The sequence below is a fragment of the Niallia sp. WK069_GA_01 genome, assembly GCF_983173855.1.
Window position 1 is genome coordinate 2728320 of the sequence record NZ_OZ470138.1, and the last position, 19327, is coordinate 2747646.

Consider the following 19327-nt stretch of genomic DNA (forward strand, 5'->3'; position numbering starts at 1 on the left):
TCCCCTTTCTTACTGAACAGCTACTGTTAACTTAGCAGATTTTTGTTTTTTTTTGCCGTGCTTTGAATTGTTTTCAAATGCATTCATGACAGCTTCCTCTTCTGTTAAACCACTATTTAAGCCATCTTGAATATTTGTCATCATGCGTTTGTAATCTTTTGGAATTACCTTCACAAATTTGCTAACTTGTTTATCCCAGTTTTCCAATGTTTGTCTCGCTACAATACTATTTGTTTGATCCCCATGTTTTTCAATCAATTGTTTCACATTTTTTATTTCTTCTGCATCTTCTAATTCTTCAAATAAAATCATTTCTTGGTTACAAAGACTTTTAAATGTCTCTTTGTCATTTGCCAGCACATATGCTACCCCGCCAGACATACCAGCAGCAAAGTTTTTCCCTACTTCACCGAGGACGATAACTTGACCGCCAGTCATATACTCTAAACCATGATCGCCAATACCCTCTACGACTACATTTGCGCCACTATTACGAACAGCAAATCGTTCACCAGCTTTTCCATTCACAAAGGCTTCACCATCTGTCGCACCAATAAAAGCAACATTTCCTGCAATTACATTATCTTTTGCTGCATAAGAGTCTACAGCAGGTGACGTAATCACAATTTTTCCTCCAGACAATCCTTTCCCCACATAGTCATTTGCATCACCTGTTAAATAAAGACTCATGCCTTTTGGAATAAATGCACCAAAGCTTTGACCAGCAGATCCTTTAAAATGCAAGTTTATTGTATTATCTGCCAATCCTTCTTCTCCATATTTTTTGGAGATTTCACTGCCGACAATTGTACCAACAACACGATTTGTATTTTTAACCGAATAATGCAATTCTACGCTATTGCCTGTTTCAATTGCTTTTTCAACCGCTGGTAAAATCTCTTGGATATCTAAACTTTCATCAATCTTATGATTTTGTGGAGTATTGCAAGTGCGATCTCCTTCTAGTTGATATAATAATTTTGATAAATCCAGATCTTTTGCTTTCCAATGTCCAGCTGCTCGTTCACTTACTGTTAAAACATCTGTTCTTCCAACCATTTCTTCCATTGTTCTAAATCCTAATTGCGCCATTAGTTCACGAACCTCTTCAGCAACAAATCGCATGAAGTTGACAACATGATCAGGATCCCCTGCAAATTTATAACGCAATTCTGGGTTTTGTGTTGCAACACCAACTGGACAAGTATCTAAATGGCAGGCACGCATCATTACACAACCAAGTACAATTAATGGTGCTGTTGCGAAACCAAATTCCTCTGCACCAAGCAGTGCTGCGAGTACGACATCTTTTCCTGTCATTAGCTTTCCGTCAGTTTCTAAAACAACCCTGCTTCGAAGCCCGTTTAGCATTAATGTTTGATGAGCTTCAGCCAAACCAAGCTCCCATGGTAAACCAGTATGTTTGATGCTTGTTTTTGGAGATGCACCTGTTCCTCCATCATAGCCGCTGACTACAATTACATCTGCCGCACCTTTTGCTACACCTGCAGCAATTGTTCCTACTCCGCCTTTAGAAACTAGCTTAACACTGATTCTTGCGCCTCTATTTGCATTCTTCAAATCATGAATTAGCTGAGCTAAATCTTCGATAGAATAAATATCATGATGTGGCGGTGGTGAGATTAACCCAACTCCTGGTGTTGATCCGCGAACATCTGCTACCCATGGATATACTTTGTTTCCTGGCAATTGCCCACCTTCACCTGGTTTTGCTCCTTGTGCCATTTTAATCTGTAATTCATTCGCATTAATTAAATAATGACTTTTTACACCAAAACGACCCGATGCTATTTGCTTAATGGCACTGCGGCGGTTGTCTCCATTTTCATCCAATTCAAAACGCGTTGGGTCTTCTCCGCCTTCTCCACTGTTGCTGCTTCCGCCAATTCGATTCATCGCGATTGCTAAAGTTTCATGCGCTTCTTTACTTAACGAACCAAATGACATAGCACCTGTCTTAAATCGTTTTACAATACTTTCTACAGACTCTACTTCGTTAATATCAATCGCTTGATGATTGGATGTAAAAGAGAATAAGTTTCGTAAAAAGCTTAGTCTTTCATCGTTTGCTGCATGTGAATATTGTTTAAATAATTTGTAATCGCCTTTGCGACACGCCCATTGCAAAGTATGAATTGTTTTCGGATTAAAAGCATGATGTTCTCCACCTTTTCTCCATTGGAAGTCACTTCCTGAATCCAACGCATCATCTAACGAAGGGGCAAATGCTTCTTCATGGCGTTTGGTTGTTTCAGCTGCAATAGTTTCTATTCCGATTCCACCTAATTGAGAAACAGTGCCTTCGAAATATTTATTTATTACTTCTTCTCCAATTCCTACTGCTTCAAAAATTTGTGCACCACGGTAGCTTTGAATCGTTGAAATTCCCATTTTAGACATTACTTTTACAACGCCTTCTGTTACTACTGTATTAAATCGAGAAACAGCTTCTTTATAAGGTAAAGATAAAACCTCATCTTCTATTGACTTTTTGTAGGTTGCATATACAAGATATGGATTGATTGCATCAGCACCAAAACCGATTAAACTTGCAAAATGATGCACTTCTCTTATTTCTCCTGATTCAACAAGAATGCTCGCTTTCGTACGAATTCCTTTTTTAATTAAATATTGATGCAAAGCACTTACTGCTAATAATACTGGAATAGCTTTTTTATCTTTATTCATTCCTTTGTCAGATAGAATAATCAAGCTGATGCCTTTTTCAATAGCAGTTTCTGCTGTTTGCAAAACAAGCTGCAAACTTTCCTCTAAATTCTCTTCAAACAATGCATCAATTGTTTCTGTTAGAAATGCTGAATCTACTGAGCTTCTTAATTGCTCTAACTGAGCATTTGATAGCACTGGCGAATTCAATTGAATCCGATGGCAGTTCGTTTCATTTGGGTGTAGCAGATTTTTTTCTGCTCCAAGCCAAGAAAGCGTAGAGGTTACCAAATGTTCACGAATAGAATCAATTGGCGGATTCGTTACTTGAGCAAATAATTGTTTAAAATAATTAAACAAAGACTGCGGTTTATCAGATAAGACAGCAAGCGGTGTATCATTTCCCATAGAACCGATTGGGTCTTTTCCTTCTAATACCACTGGAATTAGATTTTTTTGAACATCTTCGTATGTGTAGCCAAACGCTTTTTGACGTATTAGTAGATCATCTAATCCTTCTTCTTTTTCATTTACTCCGTCTAATCTCACCACTTCTTCATCTAGCCATTTTTGATATGGCTTTTCTGAAACGATTTGTCCTTTTAATTCTTCATCGGAAATAATGCGTCCTTCTTCTAAATCAATTAACAGCATTTTTCCAGGACTTAAACGATCTTTGTATAAAATATTTTCTTCCTCTACAGGTATAACCCCAACCTCTGAAGAGAAAATAATATAATCATCTTTTGTTACATAATAACGTGCAGGTCTTAGTCCGTTACGATCTAAAATCGCACCAATCTGCTTTCCATCTGTAAAGGAAATGGCCATCGGACCATCCCACGGTTCCATTAAACTACTGTGATACTCGTAAAATGCTCTTTTTTCTTTTGAGATATGTGGATTCTCGGTCCATGGCTCCGGAATTAACATCATTGCTGCATGTGCAGGCTTCCGGCCCGATAGAACAAAAAACTCTAACGCATTATCAAAAACAGACGAATCACTTCCATTTGCATCTAATATAGGCAATACCTTTTGCAAATCTTCACCAAATGCTTCAGAGGCAAATTGCTGCTCTCTCGCTTTCATCCAATTAAGATTGCCGCGCAGTGTATTGATCTCTCCGTTATGAATAATATAACGGTTTGGATGTGCTCTTTCCCAACTCGGGAATGTATTTGTGCTAAAGCGGGAATGCACTAAAGCAAATGCCGAAATAAAGTCTGGACTTTGGACATCCAAATAGAATGTGCCAACCTGTTCTGATGTTAATAAACCTTTGTATACAATAGTTCTACTAGAAAGGCTTGCAAAATAAAAATCTTTATCTTTTGTTTTGCCCCAATTTTCGGATAATTTACGGATAATAAAAAGTTTGCGTTCAAATGCTAAATCGTCCATATTTTCTTTATTTGTTTGAATAAATACTTGACGCACGATTGGACAGCTTTCCTGTGCCACTTTTCCGATTTTTCTGAAATCTGTAGGTACAGTTCTCCAACCGAGGAGCACTTGCCCTTCAGCCTCAATAAATTCATTTATTTTTTCTTCAATTTCTTCTCTGTTTTGATCCTTTTGAGAAAAAAAGATCATTCCAACGCCGTATTGTCCTTTTTCCGGCAATGAAAAATCTGTAATTTCTTTTCGAAAGAAACGATCTGGTATTTGAACCATTAATCCTGCTCCATCACCAGTTAACGGGTCACTTCCCTGCCCGCCACGATGATCTAATTTACAAAGCATACTTAAACCCTTTGTCACGATGTCATGTGTTGCTATGCCTTTAATATGAGCGAATAAACCGATACCACATGCATCATGTTCAAATTCTGGTCTATAAAGACCTTGTGATTTTGCCATTTGGTTGTACGTCATTTCAACCACCCCTGTCAGATTTTCTAACAACTTTTTTAGTTCAGATAACCCAATTATACTATGCAAATTCATATAAACAATATATTATTTGGATAGAAACAATCTAATTATGAGATGAATGGAGGATTCGACAAAAAAATGGAATTGAGACAACTGAAATATTTTATAGAAGTGGCAGAAAGAGAACATGTATCAGAAGCAGCAGAACACTTGCATGTTGCCCAATCTGCAATAAGCAGACAAATTGCAAATCTAGAAGATGAACTTGGTGTTCATTTATTCGAAAGAGAAGGGAGAAACGTTAAATTAACTTCGATTGGAAAGATATTTTTAACGCACACATTAGCTATTATAAAGGCTGTTGATCTTGCAATTGAACAAGTGGACGCTTATCTGGATCCAAACAAAGGTTCTATCAAAATTGGATTTCCAACAAGTCTTGCAAGTCATTTACTGCCAACTGTTTTATCCGCTTTTAAAGAGAAACATCCACAGATTGCGTTTCAATTAAGACAAGGCTCTTATAGCTTTTTAATCGAAGCTGTTAAAAACCGAGACATTGATCTTGCCTTCTTAGGTCCTGTTCCGACAGATGATTTTAATATAAAAGGAAATATTCTCTTTACGGAACAAATACACGCTTTAATACCTAGTAATCATATTTTAGCAGAAAGACACAGTTTGCGCTTGCGAGATTTAAGAAATGATCCTTTTGTTTTGTTTCCAAAAGGCTATATATTACAGAAAATTGCATATGATGCTTGTAAACAAGAGGGCTTTTTACCTACAATAGATTCAGAAGGAGAGGATTTAGATGCCATAAAAGGCTTAGTGTCTGCCGGTATGGGCGTTACCTTGCTTCCCGAGAGTACATTTTATGATACAGTACCTAAATTCACTGTAAAAATCCCAATTGAAAATCCGGTCATTAACCGGACTGTCGGTGTTATTATACCAAAGAACCGGGAACTGCCTCCATCTGTGCAAACATTTTATCATTTTGTAATTGAATTCTTTTCTATATTAGAAAAGTATCAATAAGAAAAGAGCAAGTGCTCTCTTGACTCAGGGGAAATACAATCAAAAAAGGAAACAGAAAATCGAATCAACCGAGAGTTGTTCTATTTTCCGCGGGGCTACAACTGTGCTGCTATTTCGCATAGCTCCCCCTTTCCTTTCGCCTTCTCTATAAATCTAGGCAGTCATGCAAGAGAAAGATGCCTCTCCATGCCAGTAGGACGAGCGTCTTCAAACAACTGCATCCTTTTCAATTTGAATAAAAACAAGTGTTTTCCCTAATATTTATGTAATAAAATATTTTTTCATATGCCTGTTTGCTGCAAATTCCACACTAGACCTAGCAATATAGAATCCAGCAATCGTAAGAGATGTCTAATGATAGACATCTCTTACGATTGCGAAACCTTTGATTAAGCTTAAATTCTCATGTCTGTCTGAATCTATACTAAAAAAGCATTAGCTTCATTTTCAACAATATAACCTTTAATTTTCAATCACTTCTTGCACAAGTGAATGAAAAATAGATAAAGCGTGGTCAATTGTTTCCGGTGCAGTTAAATCAACACCGGTTTTTTTCAATAGCTCTAAAGGAAATTCCGAACTTCCACTTTTGAGAAATTTTAAATATGCAGCAGTATCCTTCTCGTTTCCTGCTAATAATTTATCAGCGATTGTAATGGCAGAAGCAAAACCTGTTGCGTATTTATATACATAAAAAGGTCGATAAAAATGGGGGATTCTTGCCCAGCCATATTTCACTTCTTCTTCCACCACAAGCTGCTCACCATTATATGCCTTAAATAGCTCTTCATATGTTTCATTAAATAAATCAAGTGTTAGCGCTTCTCCCGCTTCCGCTTTTTCATGAACAGTTTTTTCAAATTCACTAAACATTACTTGCGTAAAAAAGGTTCCTTTAAAACTATCGATAAAATGGTTTAATAGATGCTCTTTTTTATCGGGATCCTTTTCCACTTTTAATAAATATCGAATTAATAACACTTCATTTACCGTTGAGGCAACCTCTGCTACAAAAATACTATACCCAGCAGAAATCTGCGGCTGATGTTTGCTACTGTAATAAGAATGCATTGCATGGCCGCATTCATGTGCTAATGTAAATAAACTGTCTAAATCATCACGATGATTTAATAGAATAAATGGATGCACACCATATAAACCTAAATTATATGCACCAGAACGCTTCCCTGGTGTTTCACGCACATCTAAATAACGTTTTTCCTTAAAAGATTTTAATATTTCAATATAATCTTTTCCTAACGGTTTCAACGCTTCTAGCATTATTTCATATGCTTTATCATACGTGATTTTTTCGTCTGCTGCTCCTTTTACTAATGGAACACTTAAGTCATAAGCACGAAGCTCCTCTATTGCCAGCTTTTTTTGGCGGTATTGCATATATTCATTCATATATGGCAAATTTTTTCTTGTTGCTTCTATTAAGTTTTCATACACTTCTTTTGGAACTCTGTCAGCAAATAAACTTTTTTCTAGTGCAGATGGATAATTTCTTATTTTTGAGGTTTTGACATTATTTTTTACTGCTGAAGCAAAGGTTGTAGCAATTGTGTTTTTTAATGTAATATAAGGCTGATAATAGGCTTTATAGGCTTCCTTTCTTTTATTTCTGTCTTCATGTTCAATCAACTTAGCATACATGCCTCTTGTTAATTCTACTTCTTTTCCTTCATCATCGGTTACCGTGCCAAATTTAATATCTGCATTATTAATCATGCCAAAAACTTGACTTGGCACAGATAAAGATTCCCCTAATAATGCAAGTATTTCTTCTTTTTCTTTACTTAGAACATGCTTTTTATAAGAGAATGACTCTAATAAATCTTTTTCAAAATAACGAAGCCCTTTTTCTTCTATTATATATTGCTTTAAAACTTCTTCATCCAGACTTAACAGGAATGGCATAAAAAATGATGTAGCACTGCTCCATTTTTGTCCAAGCTGCCTCGCTTTATCCAATAGCTTTTGAGCATGTGTATTTCTAGTATCTAAGTCTAGTAAAAGCATGCTATAACAATATAATTTTTTATAGATTGTTCCGATTTCTTCTGATTTTGTTAAATAGGAAAGCAAGCAAGCAGCATCCGTGATTTTATCATTATATTTCTCGATTTCCTTTATTTTCACTTCTAGCTTCTTAAAATCCTCTTCCCACAAAGTTTCGTTTTCATATATATGCTGCAAGTTCCATTTTTCTTGATCCGCCACCTCTTGACGGCTTTTATAAATTTTCATCGATAGTTCCTCCTTTTTATGTAAAAAAAATCATTATTTCCTTTTTAATTATAAGGGAAATAATGACGTACAGCTAAACAATTGATTTTAACAATTGCTTTTTATATAGTATTCGAATAGTGTGCAAAATATATTTGCTAACTTTTTTCGGGAAGTAACGCTTTTGATAGATAGAATAAAAAGCCTTTTTTAAATCCATCCACTGAGTACATTTCTTCTCTTGTCTGAACCGTGCTAAATCAATAATTTTGATTTCATTTTCTTTCGTTAAAATGATATTTTTCAAATGAATATCAGAAGGATTTAGTCCTTTTTGATTCGATAATAAAATAGCTGCATCTGTTTCTTTTATATGATCTTCTGTAATAAGAATTCCTTCTATTAAACACTCAAACAATGTTTTTCCTTCAATAAAATCCATTACAATATAATTGTTGCCGATTTCATAAACTTGAGGAAAAAAAGAAATTCCACGTACTGTTTCATAAATTTCCCCTTCCGTTTTTGCTAAATGTTCATATTTTTTGAAAAACACCTTAATGGCTAAGGATGTATTGTTAATCTTAAATACATACGCACTTCTCCCTTTTCCAATAAGCTCCAAATCTTTATGTTTTTTGGCTTCAGAAAACTTTTTATTATAAAAATGATAATGAATACTTTTTGCAAGTTCATCATATTTTTTCAAAGGAGGTCCTCCTTAATAGCTCATTTTATCTTCTAATTCTCTCCATATCTTCATCTGCTTTCTTTATTCTATTCACTCATCCTCATGCAGGTGTTAACGTTCGATTTAGTTATCATCCGATCATTTTACTTCCCTTTTGGACTCCCTTATAGTTTCTAGCTCAATAAAGTTCTCCAGCATTCAACCTCTGTTAAATTGTACTGTCATCTTAGTGGAATCACTTTCATTAGTCAATTAATTCACCTTATTATAATAGAACTAAAAAAATGCATCCTATTTGTAAAAGAACAAGTTTTGCACCAACACTCTTCCGTTTTTCACTTTGATGGATGGGTATTATTGTTTATATCTGTTCATTTATCTGTTAACTTCAACATTATAGCTGAAAAATGATGGGTGTAAATTTCTGCTTTTTCATTACATTTTATTAAAAAGACAAGTAATCACAAAAAAATGATTGTATTCTAATAAATTTTATGTTATATTTATTTTTGCGATGAGCTCTATTGAATAAGTCAATAAACACCTATAGTGCTATGTGGAGCACTGTTTATTGCCTCAATACTTAAAAAAGACACCAATATTGGTGTCTTTTTTTATTTCACTTTACTATTTTTTTGCGGTTAGAATAGATAAATACATGTTTATTTTAAGTATAATAGTTCAGAACTAATTGTGTTTTGTTTAAGCCATTAATTCATTTAACTCATTGGTAAGGCGCATAAATTCTTTTTTATCACCTTTCATAAGTGTTGAATCAATTTGTTTCTCAATAATTGTTTTACGAAACTCATAAAGGGCCTTTTCCAATACCATTTCAGCAAATAAAGAATCTATTACATTTCCTACAGACTGTTTTGGAGCATTTAATAAATACTTTTCCATTTGAATCAACCCCTTTTCTTTTTTATAGTATAACAATAATTATCTGATAATTCAAATACTTTTTTTCGGAAATTTATTCCATATTGATTCGTATTAATTCGTAAATTTCTTTCAATAGTATTTACGTAAGATTGTATATTCTTTATAATGAGGGAGATTTCGAATAGTACGTGATGGTGAGGAGAAAAAGAAATGACTTATAAAATGATTGTGTTAGATATGGACGATACATTATTACAAGATGACCATACAATATCAGATAGAACAAAAAAAGCATTAATGGATGCGCAAGAGTTAGGTGTTAAAGTAGTATTGGCATCCGGACGGCCAACCTTTGCAATGGTTCAAAGCGCTCGTGAATTAGAATTAGCTAAATACGGAAGTTTTATTTTATCTTTTAATGGTGCAAAAATAACGAATTGTAAAACGAATGAGGAATTGTTCAGCAGTACGCTTTCTGCAGAAACAGTCCATGATCTGTTTGAAATTAGCAAACGAGAAAAGGTATGGATCCATACTTACGTTGGTGACAGTATCATTACAGAAGAGAATAATCCATTTACAGAGATTGAATCTAAATTAACAGGCCTTCCTATTACTGAAGTACCTGACTTTGTTGAAAGTGTTCAAGAGCCTGTTGTTAAAGTACTAATGGTAAAAGAAGAAGAACATTTGAAAGCAGTTGAAAGTTTGCTCCAGGTTGAGTTGCAAAACAAATTAAGTGTTATGCGCTCAAAACCATACTTTCTGGAATTTACAGAAAAAGGAGTAACAAAAGGAACGAGTCTTGAATTATTAATCAATAAATTAGGGATTACACGTGACGAAGTAATTGCCATCGGAGACAGCTATAATGACTTGGCCATGATTGAATTTGCTGGACTTGGAGTAGCTATGGGCAATGCTCCAGAAGATATTAAAAGAATTGCAGACCATACAACCGATACGAACAATAATGACGGTGTAGCAAAAGTAGTAGAACAATTTATTTTAAGTGTTAAGTCTTCAAGATAATTTTAAAAAAAGAGGCAGTCTGTTTTATAAAACAAACTGCCTCTTTTTTGTATTTTTTTCAGATAATAAATTCGCTTATACTTCTACTGTCCAGCCGAATGGATCTTCTTCTTTCCCATTTTGGATATTCGTAATAGTATCATATAATTTCTTCGCAAGTTCTCCAGTTTCACCATTGTTTAAAACAATAACTTCTTCATTCCAGAAAAATTCGCCAATTGGAGATATAACGGCTGCAGTTCCTGTTCCAAACGCTTCTTCTAACTCTCCGCTTTTTTGTGCAGCAAAAATTTCCTCAACGGTAATTTTTCTTTCTGTTACAGGTATATTCCAATGTTTTAATAATTCAATAATACTTCTTCTTGTCACACCTTCTAAGATGCTGCCATTTAATACTGGTGTGATAACTTCTCCATTTATTTTAAAGAAAACATTCATCGCTCCAACTTCTTCGATGTATTTTTTCTCCACGCCATCTAACCATAAAACTTGTGAATATCCCTTTTTCGCAGCAATTTGTTGAGCTTTTAAGCTTGCCGCATAGTTGCCAGCTGTTTTTGCTGAACCAGTACCACCAGCAACAGCACGAACAAATTCATTTTCAACAAATATTTTAACTGGTTTAACTCCTTCTTTATAATAAGAACCAACCGGAGATAAAATAATCATAAATTTATAGCTTACTGATGCAGCAACCCCTAAATAAGGCTGAGTAGAAATAATAAATGGTCGTATGTAAAGAGAAGTTCCCTCACCTGTTGGAATCCAGTCTTTATCGATATTAATTAATTGTTTAAGAGCAGTTAAAGCAAATTCTTCATCAATTTCTGGAATGCATAAACGATCATTTGATTTATTTAAACGTTCCATATTTTTGTCTGGTCTAAATAAAAGCACTTTTTCTTCTTTTGTTAAATATGCTTTTAAGCCTTCAAAAACAGTTTGTCCATAGTGGAAAATAACAGAAGCAGGATCTAATGATATAGACTGGTATGGAAGAATTTGTGCATCATGCCATCCTTTTTCTACTGAATAGTCCATCATAAACATATGATCAGTAAAGACTTTACCAAATTCTAATTTAGCGGAATCTGGTTTTGGTTTTTTTTCTGTTGCTAATGTTACTGTAATAGTTTGTTCACTCACGTTGATTTCTCCTTACATTAATATTATTTTTCTACTTATTATAACGCAACTTTTATGATGGGAAAGGAAAATTTGTTTATCTTTTGAAAAAGTTTTAATCATTTTATGATGGTCATTTTAATATGAATACAAATTCTCTCCATAATATTATGTCACAAAATCGAATTATCGATAAAAAAATGATTGGAACTTTTATATTCGAATAAATAAAGTGTTCATCATAAAAAGAATATTAAATTATATTTTTTCACAATAATAGTCATCCTAATTTTTCCATCGTGCTTATTTCGAACTATTATTATCTATCCTTTCCTTACTAGCTATTTCGACATTCGAATCAAAATCCCTTCCTTCTTTTAAAAATAGGTTGATAGAAAAGAGAAAAATTTTTCGTTTTTAATGATAAATAGCTACCTAAATGAATCTACCTACTTCTAGACTAGCCTGAAATAGGTATTCACGCTCAATTAGTCCCCAGCCTGCATACACTTCCCTTTCCTGCCGGTTCTCGTCTTTCTAGCATTCCCACTGGAGTCTTCGTGTATGCAAACTGCTCCCTGCTCCAAACTTAGACCTAAAAAAATAGAATGCTGCTTTTTTTCATGCGCCATGATGCAAATTTTGTTTGCATGGGTGGCTACCTTATGATTAAAAAAGTTAATTATTTTATTCAAAACAGCAGACTTTTAGAAAAGTCCATAAAAAAAGACTCCAAACGTAAAAGTATGGGAATGCAGTAGATTTTCATCTATCTATTTCCCCATTTTTCGGATGAAGTCTTCGGCTATTTAATTCCAGTTTTTTGTGTCTTCTAACAATTTATCTATTTCAATTATGATAATGTTCCAATTGATACGGCTTTTTCCTATCTCCGCTGTGGTTTGTAATACTTCGTCAATATCGGCTGTTACTAAATGCATATGAAGCCTCCTTTAGTGCTTTGTCATGCATAGCAATACCTCTAGAAAAGCAATACCGAGAAGTTCTGAAGTGCGTTAGACATTAGAACGCTAAATGTAGTATGGAAATTTTGTATAAAAACCAACTATAAAGCGCTTTATTTATTATAGTATACCAGCATTTTAATAAAAATGACAACCCTAACAACATTACATATTCCTAACAATTAGATTTCATCATTACAAAAGGAATAAATGATTGTCAGAACTATAAAATTTAAACAAAGTGTATGCATGATTTACCGAATCTATCATGCTATACTAAAATAGAATGAAAGAATTATCTTTCATGGAGAAATTGGTTATGCTTAGAAAGAATGGAGGAGATAAAAACCTTGAGAACCTTGTTAAAATTTTCATTATTTCTTTTAATCATGTATGGAGGTTATCAATATATACATGGTAAAATTGACGCTGCTTCTTTGCCTAAAACAATGGATATGATACATTCAGAAGTGAATCAAGATTCTATAACTTCTTTTTTTCAAAATATAGAGAATGAATGGAATAACTTAAAAACACTTTTCCAACAAACTCAGGATAAATTACCTGAATGGAATGTAGAGAAGGAGCAAAAAAGCCTCGAACAACCAGAATTAGCAACTCCTACTGAACAAACCTTTTCTATTTATAACATTCAAATTGGTGATAAAAAAGAAGAGGTGGAAAAGCATTTAGGTGAAGCGAAACGGCAAACTATAAATGAATATGGTATTCCTTGGTATGTATATCATGAGAATTATCACCATTTCGTAATGGTCGGATATGACAAAAATCAATCTGTAAAAGCGATATATACGAACCAAGACTTGATTGCTTCTAAAAATGGATTAAAAAAAGGGATAGATAAAAATACTGTTCTTAAAACATTAGGTGAACCTTTAACTGAATTAAAAAAAGGATTTGTATATTATAAACTGCCTGCAGATAAAGATTATGAAATGTTTTTATTAGATAAGGAATATGTTACGGTGTTTTTTGATAAGGAAGAGGGAAATACTGTAACGGCTATGCAAATAATTGATGGGGAACTGGAAGAAAATCGAACGGACTTTTACACAAAAAGCTCCCCAGATCTCCAAAAAGGTTTTGAGTACCAATTATTTGATTTAACTAATGCCAGCCGAGTAAACAATGGTTTATCTCCATTAAAATGGAATGATCATGTGAAAGGCACTGCTCGTAAACATAGTAATGATATGGCTGTGAATAATTATTTTGATCATACTAATTTAGAAGGAGAATCTCCTTTTGACCGCATGCTTGAAGATGGAATTCGCTATACAACAGCCGGTGAAAATCTAGCTTATGGACAATACAGCAGCATATTTGCACATGAAGGTTTGATGAATTCATCCGGCCACCGCAAAAATATTTTACAAAAAGACTTTCGGAATTTAGGCATCGGAGTAGCATTTAATGCAAAATCCCAGCCCTATTACACAGAAAATTTCTTTACACCTTAACAGAAATGCGAAAGGCGCTTGATTATCGGCGACATGCAAATGTTCTGGCTGATAAAAAGTTGCTTTTTACTTTTTATTCAGACAGGTTATTTGACTCGAGCCGATAGCGCCTGTAGCTAGACAATGAAATGCGAAAAGCACTTGATTATCGGTGACTTTTAACTAAACAAAAGCCGTGCAGAACATTTTGCACGACTTTTGTTTTTATGTTGAAATCTCGCCATTAAACAAGCATATTGCCGATCACCCATAATAAGAAAAAACTTAAGAGAATAGATAGATTTGCAGCAGTTCCAACAAAACGCTGATTGTATTTAAATTCAATGCTATATGGTAAAACGGCTGAAGCCATTGGCAAGATAAGGGCTATCAATACTGTATAACGAAACATATCTTCAACAGGCAGCAAATAAAAACCTAATATACCTAATGCTAGCCCTACGCCATACCTCAAGCCTAATACCTTTCCAATTCCCTTCCAGTGGCTTTTTTCAAAAGAGAAATTCAGATAAATACCAAGCAATAATAAGGAAAGAGGCATATTTGCTTTAGATAAAATGGTCGTAATTTCAACTGCTGTATCTGGCAAATGAATCCCACATAGATTAATAATAAAAATAATAATATAAGTCATTAAAGGAATTGATTTTGCCATTTTGTTGACAATATGTTTAAAATCTAAAACGACCCCTTCTTTCGAGTAATAGCTGCCGATTAAATAGCTTAATCCAAATGTTATAACTGCATTCCCTACATCAAACATTCCAAAGTATTTAAGGCCTGCTTGTCCCCATATTCCTTCCACTAATGGAAAAGCAAACAAGCCAATATTAAAGCCAGGAATAAGCATGCTCAGCATCCCTTTTTCCATGCGAGCTTCTTTTCTAAATAAAAATAGTCCTAAAACGGCAATGATAATGCCATATAAAAATCCTAATACTACCAACATGATTAATGAGGTTTCAATCACAATATTATGGAAAGTATAGATGATTAAGCAAGGTAATGTAATATTAAAAATCACTCTTGCAATTGCTTCTCCATCCTTCTCTTTTATGATATTCCACCTTTTGAAGAAATAGCCTAAAGCAATAATAATAACCGAATACAAAAACTGCGCATTAAAACTGTCCATCTTGCATAGCTCCCCACAAATAAGAAATAACGCTCTAACACAGAAAAAGTGCAGGAGGAAATAATCCTCCAAGCACAGTTAACAAGATTAATAACTATTATTCTCATTTAAATTTTTGTTCATTAATTTGATTTTTTTTATATCTACTCGAATGATAAAAGAGATAGCCAAGGAGAGAATAAACAAACAAGAAAATACAGTTAATGTTCCTTGATAGCTTCCGGTTGAAACTCGGATCCAAGAAACAAATATAGGTCCTGCAATACCTGCAGCAGCCCATGCAGTCAGCATATAGCCATGAATTGCACCTAATTGACGTGTGCCGAATAAGTCTCCTATATATGCAGGAATAGATGCAAACCCTCCGCCATAACAAGACATAATGATACATACTATTATAGAGAATGCAACCGGCTGCTGTAAATGAGGAAGTGCAAAAAAAGCAATAATTTGAATAGCAAAAAATAATGTATACACATTTGGTCTTCCAATAAAATCAGAAATAGCCGCCCAAACAATTCTTCCTAGTCCATTAAAAATACCCATTATGCCAACTAATGCTGCAGCAGCTCCTACTGACATCCCTGCAAGCTCTTGTCCCATAGGAGATGCAACGGCTAATACGGCAATTCCACAAGTAATATTAATAAAAAACATCATCCATAAAGCCCAGAATCGTTTCGTTTTTACTGCTTCATTTGCTGTTAATTGTGCTAAATCCGTTTTTAGCACAGATTTTCCTTTATTGATTGATTCTTGAATACGTGCAGGCATATAATTTTTTGGTGGTGCAGCTAAATATTGAGAAGAAATAAAAATAATAACAAAATAGACAACTGCCAAAATATAAAAAGTGGAAGAAATCCCAACAGAAGAAATTAACTTATTGATAATTGGACTGCTTACCATTGAAGCGAATCCAAACCCCATAATAGCTAGCCCTGTTGCCAAGCCTCTACGATCTGGAAACCACTTTATTAATGTGGAAACAGGAGTAATATAGCCTACACCAAGACCGATTCCACCTAACATACCATAACATACATATAATAACGGCAATGAAGCAATACTTGTAGCGAACCCGGCTCCTGCCATCCCAATTCCGAAAAAGAAAGCACATAATGTTCCAGAAGCTCTAGGACCGTATTTTTCCACAAAATGTCCTAAAAAAGCTGCTGATAATCCTAAAAATAAAATGGCGATGCTGAATGTCCATGAAATACTACTCAAGCTCCAGTTATAAGCGGCTTCTAAAGGTTTTGTAAATACACTCCAAGCGTATACAGAACCAATAGAAATATGTATTCCTACTGCTGATAACGCAATTAACCATCGATTTTTATTATTCATTTTACACCTCTTCAATTAATTTTTATATTTTGCTTAACGATTTACCCCATTGACTAGAACAAACTCCCCATTTTAAACTTGCCTAAAAAAGACCTTCTATTTATAAGAAAGCGACACTTTAGAAGCTGCTTTTCGAACATTTTGAATAGCCATTTCTACATTTTCATCTGTTTGGAGTACAACTCCCATCCTTCTTCCTTTTAATGAGCGTGGTTTTCCAAACATTCTAATTTGTGTATTCGGAATCGAAAGCGCTTGTTCCACTCCCTCAAATTGATACTCTTCGCTTTCTTCTGTTGCTTTGATTGTTTTACTTGCTCCTGCTGACAATAATTTTACACCTGTTATCGGCAAGCCCAATATTGCGCGTACATGTAAAGCAAATTCAGATAGATCCTGGGTTACAAGGGTAACCATTCCTGTATCGTGAGGACGAGGAGATACTTCACTGAAGTATACGCCGCTTTTTGTTAAAAACAATTCAACACCAAACAATCCATAACCACCTAAAGCATCTGTAATTTTTTTGGCAATATGTTCTGCTTCTTTGATTTGTTTTTCCTCCATAGCGTGCGGCTGCCATGATTCAATATAGTCTCCGTCTTTTTGTGTATGGCCAATTGGCGGACAAAACATTGTGCCATTAACATTACGTACAGTGAGCAGCGTAATTTCTGATTCAAAGTAAATAAACTCTTCCACTATCACTCTTGTTTTTTTGCCTCTTCCACCTTCTAATGCTTCATTCCAAGATGAATCGATATCATGTAAACTCCGACAGATGGTTTGTCCTTTTCCAGAAGAACTCATAATCGGTTTAATCACACATGGAGTACCAATCTTTGCTACTGCTTCCTTTAATTCATCCAGATTATTTGCAAATTCATACTTTGCTGTCGGAAGGTTTAATGTTTCATTTGCCAGCCTTCTAATTCCTTCTCGGTCCATTGTTAAATTGGTAGCCATTGCAGTTGGAATAATGTTAAATCCTTCTTGTTCCAAATCTATTAAAGCTTCCGTTGCGATTGCTTCGATTTCAGGCACAATAAAATCTGGCTGTTCCTTTTGAATCAATTCTTTTATTTCTTTTGATTGAAGCATATTGATAACATACGAACGATGTGCAGCTTGCATAGCAGGTGCATGTTCATATCTATCAACAGCTATTGTTTCTATCCCTAAGCGTTGGGCTTCAATGATCACTTCTTTTCCTAGTTCTCCTGAGCCGAGTATGACAATTTTTTTTGCTTTATTTGAAAATGGTGCACCAAGCATCATGCTTCCCCCTTTAGAATTTGTTCCTTTATTGAGCATAATAACGTACTAGCTATGTTTTTATCAAGGTTTTTTTGTTTTATTTACGAACATTTAATTAAAAAACATATAAATAATTCGTTTTTAAACCCTTTGTATATGAAAAGTATAAAAGACAAAAAAAGCTAGAAAATAGTCTCCTCAACGGAAATTATTTTCTAGCTCTTTTCCTTAATTAGTCTTCGTATACTTTTATACCAGATTTGAATGTTTGTTTTACTTTCCCTCTGAATGTTCTTCCGATATAAGGACTTTGTTTATGACGATAATATAAATCTTCTTTTTTTAATGTAAAAGATTCTTCTAAATCAATCAAAACAAAATCTGCATCTTTATGTAATTCGATGCTGCCTTTTTGTTGTTCCAAACCAAATCTTTTAGCAGGATTTTTGCAGACTACATTCGCTAATTGTGGGAGAGATACTTGTCTTTTCCAATAGCCTTCTTCCAGCAAAACATTCAACATAGACTGACAACCAGAAATGCCACCCCATGCTTCTAATAAATTGCCTTCTTTCATAACGGGAGGCGATGGGGAATGATCTGATCCAATCGTATCTATTTCCCCGTTTTTCACCGCTGTCCACAACGCTTCTATTTCTTGTAAATCCCGTAATGGAGGAGCACATTTAGCAATAGCGCCTAAAGCATCTATATCATCCGTTGTTAAAGATAAATAATGAGGACAAGTTTCAACGGATATGTCTATTCCTTTTTTCTTAGCAGCGATAATGGGTTCTAACACTTTCGTACTAGTAATATGTACAATATGTACTTTGCATTTTGTTGCTTCCGCATATGCAATAATTCGTTGTACAGCCTCTACCTCCGAATAAATCGGTCTCGAGTCACCATAAGCTTTTCCACTATAATTTTTTGCTTGCTTATTTATTTTCCCTAATTGTGATGTAATAATATCACTTTCCGCATGAACTGCTAAAATTCCATCTAATGCTGCAATTTTTTCCATCGCTTTAAATAAAGTTGAATCATCTGATGCTTCAAAATCCTCAATGCCACTTCCTGACATAAATGCTTTAAATCCAATAACACCGGCTTCTTTAAGTTCTTCTAAGTGTTCTGTATTGCCAGGAACTACTCCCCCCCATAAACGATAATCTACTAATGACTTTTCTTTCGCTATTCGATCCTTTAGGTCAAAGGCATATTTTGTCGTTGTCGGTGGATGACTGTTTAATGGCATATCAAAAAATAGTGTAACGCCGCCAGCTGCTAGACTTTTCGTTCCCGTTTCAAATCCTTCCCACTCTGTTCTTCCTGGTTCATTAAAATGAACATGGGAATCAATTAATCCCGGAAAGACATGCAATCCTGTTGCATCAATTATTTGTTCTGCATGAATATCTTCCGGAAGTTGTGATGCAATCTCTTTGATTTTCCCATTTAAAATTGCGATATCTGCTTTCACTACTTCCTTTTCTTTTACAACAAGTCCATTCCGTATTACTAAATCATATTGCCCCATAGTATTTCTCCTTTCTTTTTTCTG

Annotated in this window: 12 protein-coding genes and 1 pseudogene; 3 read left to right on the plus strand and 10 right to left on the minus strand. The window is 34.5% G+C overall.

Going from position 1 to position 19327, the window contains the following annotated elements; genetic code table 11:
- Positions 1–9: 9 nt before the first annotated feature.
- Positions 10–4566 carry a glutamate synthase large subunit gene (gene gltB / locus AC5LWL_RS13060; protein ID WP_493434704.1) on the minus strand — a complete coding sequence of 1519 codons (4557 nt, stop codon included), beginning with the start codon at positions 4564–4566 and terminating at the stop codon, positions 10–12.
- A gap of 138 nt (positions 4567–4704) precedes the next feature.
- Here gltB and gltC point away from each other — a divergent pair, with 138 nt between their 5' ends.
- Entirely contained in the window at positions 4705–5607 is a 903-nt protein-coding gene (gene gltC, locus AC5LWL_RS13065) for a glutamate biosynthesis transcriptional regulator GltC (protein ID WP_493434705.1), read from the plus strand.
- Between the two features lie 462 nt (positions 5608–6069).
- Here the strand turns inward: gltC and pepF are convergent, their stop codons facing one another.
- The 3 genes from pepF to AC5LWL_RS13080 all read right to left on the minus strand — a co-directional run bounded on the left by pepF (position 6070) and on the right by AC5LWL_RS13080 (position 9433).
- Positions 6070–7860, minus strand: coding sequence for an oligoendopeptidase F (gene pepF / locus AC5LWL_RS13070; RefSeq protein WP_493434706.1), 1791 nt, complete (start codon positions 7858–7860; stop codon positions 6070–6072).
- 73 nt (positions 7861–7933) lie between these two features.
- Positions 7934–8548 (minus strand): protein kinase family protein, encoded by a 615-nt coding sequence (locus AC5LWL_RS13075; protein WP_493434707.1) that lies wholly within the window; start codon positions 8546–8548, stop codon positions 7934–7936.
- Between the two features lie 684 nt (positions 8549–9232).
- Positions 9233–9433, minus strand: coding sequence for an IDEAL domain-containing protein (locus AC5LWL_RS13080; protein WP_493434708.1), 201 nt, complete (start codon positions 9431–9433; stop codon positions 9233–9235).
- Between the two features lie 192 nt (positions 9434–9625).
- Here AC5LWL_RS13080 and AC5LWL_RS13085 point away from each other — a divergent pair, with 192 nt between their 5' ends.
- Positions 9626–10447, plus strand: a complete 822-nt coding sequence (locus tag AC5LWL_RS13085; protein ID WP_493434709.1) for a Cof-type HAD-IIB family hydrolase — start codon at positions 9626–9628, stop codon at positions 10445–10447.
- 75 nt (positions 10448–10522) lie between these two features.
- Here AC5LWL_RS13085 and AC5LWL_RS13090 read toward each other — a convergent pair whose 3' ends face one another.
- Both AC5LWL_RS13090 and AC5LWL_RS13095 read right to left on the minus strand, forming a co-directional pair.
- The gene (locus AC5LWL_RS13090; protein WP_493434710.1) at positions 10523–11593 is read right to left on the minus strand and encodes a branched-chain amino acid aminotransferase; all 1071 of its coding nucleotides are present in this window, start codon (positions 11591–11593) and stop codon (positions 10523–10525) included.
- 788 nt (positions 11594–12381) lie between these two features.
- Positions 12382–12513, minus strand: coding sequence for a hypothetical protein (locus AC5LWL_RS13095; protein ID WP_493434711.1), 132 nt, complete (start codon positions 12511–12513; stop codon positions 12382–12384).
- Between the two features lie 374 nt (positions 12514–12887).
- Between AC5LWL_RS13095 and AC5LWL_RS13100 the strand changes: the two genes are divergently transcribed.
- Positions 12888–14018: a CAP domain-containing protein gene (locus tag AC5LWL_RS13100; RefSeq protein ID WP_493434712.1), complete on the plus strand. Its 1131-nt coding sequence runs from the start codon at positions 12888–12890 to the stop codon at positions 14016–14018.
- A 223-nt stretch (positions 14019–14241) separates the two neighbouring features.
- On the opposite strand, the gene AC5LWL_RS13105 is transcribed toward AC5LWL_RS13100, so the two are convergent.
- From AC5LWL_RS13105 to AC5LWL_RS13120, 4 genes and pseudogenes are all read right to left on the minus strand, one after another.
- A complete protein-coding gene (locus AC5LWL_RS13105; protein WP_493434713.1) occupies positions 14242–15153 on the minus strand; it encodes an AEC family transporter in 912 nt (303 codons plus the stop codon).
- Between the two features lie 87 nt (positions 15154–15240).
- A complete protein-coding gene (locus AC5LWL_RS13110; protein WP_493434714.1) occupies positions 15241–16503 on the minus strand; it encodes an L-lactate MFS transporter in 1263 nt (420 codons plus the stop codon).
- Between the two features lie 96 nt (positions 16504–16599).
- Positions 16600–17778 carry a formate-dependent phosphoribosylglycinamide formyltransferase gene (purT, locus tag AC5LWL_RS13115; RefSeq protein ID WP_493436607.1) on the minus strand — a complete coding sequence of 393 codons (1179 nt, stop codon included), beginning with the start codon at positions 17776–17778 and terminating at the stop codon, positions 16600–16602.
- Between the two features lie 214 nt (positions 17779–17992).
- A pseudogene (locus tag AC5LWL_RS13120) lies at positions 17993–19309 on the minus strand (allantoinase); the annotation flags it as partial.
- Positions 19310–19327 lie beyond the last annotated feature (18 nt).

Excerpts from the sequence above, each read along its gene's own strand:
- AC5LWL_RS13105 (WP_493434713.1), bottom strand. The coding sequence starts at position 15,153 with ATGGACAGTTTTAATGCGCAGTTTTTGTATTCGGTTATTATTATTGCT.
- gltB (WP_493434704.1), bottom strand. The coding sequence starts at position 4,566 with ATGACGTACAACCAAATGGCAAAATCACAAGGTCTTTATAGACCAGAA.
- purT (WP_493436607.1), bottom strand. The coding sequence starts at position 17,778 with ATGCTTGGTGCACCATTTTCAAATAAAGCAAAAAAAATTGTCATACTC.
- AC5LWL_RS13080 (WP_493434708.1), bottom strand. The coding sequence starts at position 9,433 with ATGGAAAAGTATTTATTAAATGCTCCAAAACAGTCTGTAGGAAATGTA.
- gltC (WP_493434705.1), top strand. The coding sequence starts at position 4,705 with ATGGAATTGAGACAACTGAAATATTTTATAGAAGTGGCAGAAAGAGAA.
- AC5LWL_RS13110 (WP_493434714.1), bottom strand. The coding sequence starts at position 16,503 with ATGAATAATAAAAATCGATGGTTAATTGCGTTATCAGCAGTAGGAATA.
- pepF (WP_493434706.1), bottom strand. The coding sequence starts at position 7,860 with ATGAAAATTTATAAAAGCCGTCAAGAGGTGGCGGATCAAGAAAAATGG.
- AC5LWL_RS13085 (WP_493434709.1), top strand. The coding sequence starts at position 9,626 with ATGACTTATAAAATGATTGTGTTAGATATGGACGATACATTATTACAA.
- AC5LWL_RS13095 (WP_493434711.1), bottom strand. The coding sequence starts at position 12,513 with ATGCATTTAGTAACAGCCGATATTGACGAAGTATTACAAACCACAGCG.